This window comes from Sulfurovum sp. bin170, from assembly GCF_010892395.1.
In the GTDB taxonomy this organism is placed as follows: domain Bacteria; phylum Campylobacterota; class Campylobacteria; order Campylobacterales; family Sulfurovaceae; genus UBA1140.
Map to the genome: position 1 here is coordinate 1 of NZ_JAACKB010000092.1, position 2,367 is coordinate 2,367.

2 protein-coding genes are annotated in these 2,367 nt (G+C 37.1%); both read left to right on the top strand.

Going from position 1 to position 2,367, the window contains the following annotated elements:
* Positions 1-253: hypothetical protein (locus GSY74_RS10775; RefSeq protein WP_223157434.1), on the top strand; the 253-nt coding region annotated here is incomplete at its 5' end.
* Between the two features lie 40 nt (positions 254-293).
* Positions 294-2,183 (top strand): NAD(+) synthase, encoded by a 1,890-nt coding sequence (locus tag GSY74_RS02170; RefSeq protein WP_164663477.1) that lies wholly within the window; start codon positions 294-296, stop codon positions 2,181-2,183.
* The last annotated feature ends 184 nt before the right edge of the window (positions 2,184-2,367 follow it).

Below are 2,367 nucleotides of genomic sequence, written 5' to 3' on the forward strand. Positions count from 1 at the left end.
ACTTTTAGCTAGTAATGGTTCCTACTACCATGTTCATACAAACAAAACTAAATCGTTAACAGTAAATGAACTTAAGTCTTCATCAATTTTAAATATACTAAAAAAGAAGCAGTCATGGGGAGAAGCATTTGCATCTAAGGGTAAGTATATTAAGAAAAGTGGTAAAATATATACTAAAATATATTTTGATAGAATTAAAGTGAAATCATCAGAAAAGATTAAGTATCTAAACAAAATATTTCATCTTCAATAAGAGATGGTAAAATGTCACAAACTTTTAAGGACATTTTATCATGCACGGATTTTACAGAGTCGCCTCTGCTGTCAACAAAACTACCGTAACAAACCCTCACATAAATGCAAAAGAGATAATAACTCTACTAAATGAGTCTAACACAAAAGATGTATCTATTGTTGTTTTTCCAGAACTTACCCTAACAGGATATACAGCCTCTGACCTATTTCTCAATCAAACACTACACAAAAACCAAAATGATGCTCTACTAAATATACTAAAAGAGAGTAAAAACATATCAACCATTGCAATTATAGGTATCGCTATTATAGAGAGTAGTAGACTCTACAACTGTGCAGTGATTATACAAAATGGAGAGATATTAGGAGTAGTCCCCAAAAGCTATCTACCAAATAGAAAAGAGTTTTATGAGAAGAGACAGTTTATCTCAGGACGAGATATTGTCAAACAAAATATATATCTCCTAGACCAAGAGGTGCCATTTGGTGTTGACCTACTATTTTCTGACAGAGCAGAGATTCTATTTGGAGTAGAGATTTGTGAAGACCTTTGGACTATCACCCCACCAAGCAACCATATGGCTAGTAATGGAGCAAACCTAATCTTTAACCTATCCGCAAGTAATGAGCTTATAGGAAAAGCAGCGTACCGCGAAGAGCTAGTGCGAACCCAAAGTGCCAGATGTATGGGAGCTTATATATACTCATCAGCAGGAGTAGGCGAGTCCACTACTGATACTGTCTTTGGTGGTCACTCCATTATTTCAGAGTATGGTTCTACTATTGCACAAAATAGACGATTTGATATGAACAACTCACTAACCACGGCTGATATTGACCTACAAAAATTAAACTGGCTAAGGCTTAGTGAGTCTAGCTACTGTGATGCACGAAAAAAACCTATTAGAACCATAACAATCTCCCCTACCCCAAAGATTAAAGAGTTAAAACGATTTATAAACCCTATGCCATTTGTCCCCTCTATCTATCAGGAGAAAAAACACCGTTGCGAAGAGATAATCAATATTCAAGCTCATGGACTTATAAAACGGATGAGTCATGCTCATATCAAAAAAGCTATTATCGGAATCTCTGGTGGATTGGACTCAACTCTAGCACTACTCTCTACACACAAAGCTTTTGAGATAATGAGTTGGGATAGCAAAAATATTATCGCTATAACCATGCCTGGGTTTGGAACAACAACAAGAACCAAAAATAATGCCACACAACTCTGTGAACTACTAGGTGTGACACTAAAAACAGCTGATATTAGAAAAATCTCACTAGCTGAGTTTGAATCAATCGGTCATGACCCCGATGACCACTCTGTGACATATGAGAATGTTCAAGCACGGGCAAGAACCTCTATTCTAATGAACACTGCAAATAGAGAGGGTGGATTGGTTATAGGTACAGGGGATTTGAGCGAGATCGCTTTGGGTTGGAGTACCTATAATGGTGACCATATGAGCATGTATGCCCTCAACTCATCAATTCCAAAAACACTTATAAAGTATGTGATAGAGTACTATAAAGAGAATCAAAAGATAGCAGATATAATAGATGATATATTAGATACTCCTATTAGCCCAGAACTTCTCCCACACAGAGATGATGAGATAGTGCAAGAGACTGAATCCATCGTTGGGCCTTATGAGCTACATGACTTCTTTCTCTACCACTTTATAAAATATGGTGCAGAGCCTAGCAAGATTCTATTTTTGGCAAACCATGCATTTGATAGATATGATGAGGAGACAATCAGAAAGTGGCTAAAGAAGTTTATTTGGAGATTTTTCACTCAACAGTTCAAACGCTCATGTATGCCTGATGGTCCCAAAGTTGGTACTATCTCTTTGAGTCCTAGAGCTGATTGGAAGATGCCCAGCGATGCGGATATGCAAATTTGGTTGGAAGATTTGTAGGGTGATGCATTATCTACTCTAGTATAAGTACCTACCCAAAATTAATTTCAAAAATATTGGAAACGATGGCTTCAGCCCAATGCCGATGAATTAAGCTTTTTTTGAACCAAATAGTTCGGGTGTAAACACGCCGATTCCGAAAATGCAAATTGCATATAAGGAAACGATGGCTTCAGCCTCGCTA

Bases quoted from the DNA above. Each gene is read 5' to 3' on its own strand.
- GSY74_RS02170 (WP_164663477.1), top strand. From the start codon at position 294: ATGCACGGATTTTACAGAGTCGCCTCTGCTGTCAACAAAACTACCGTA.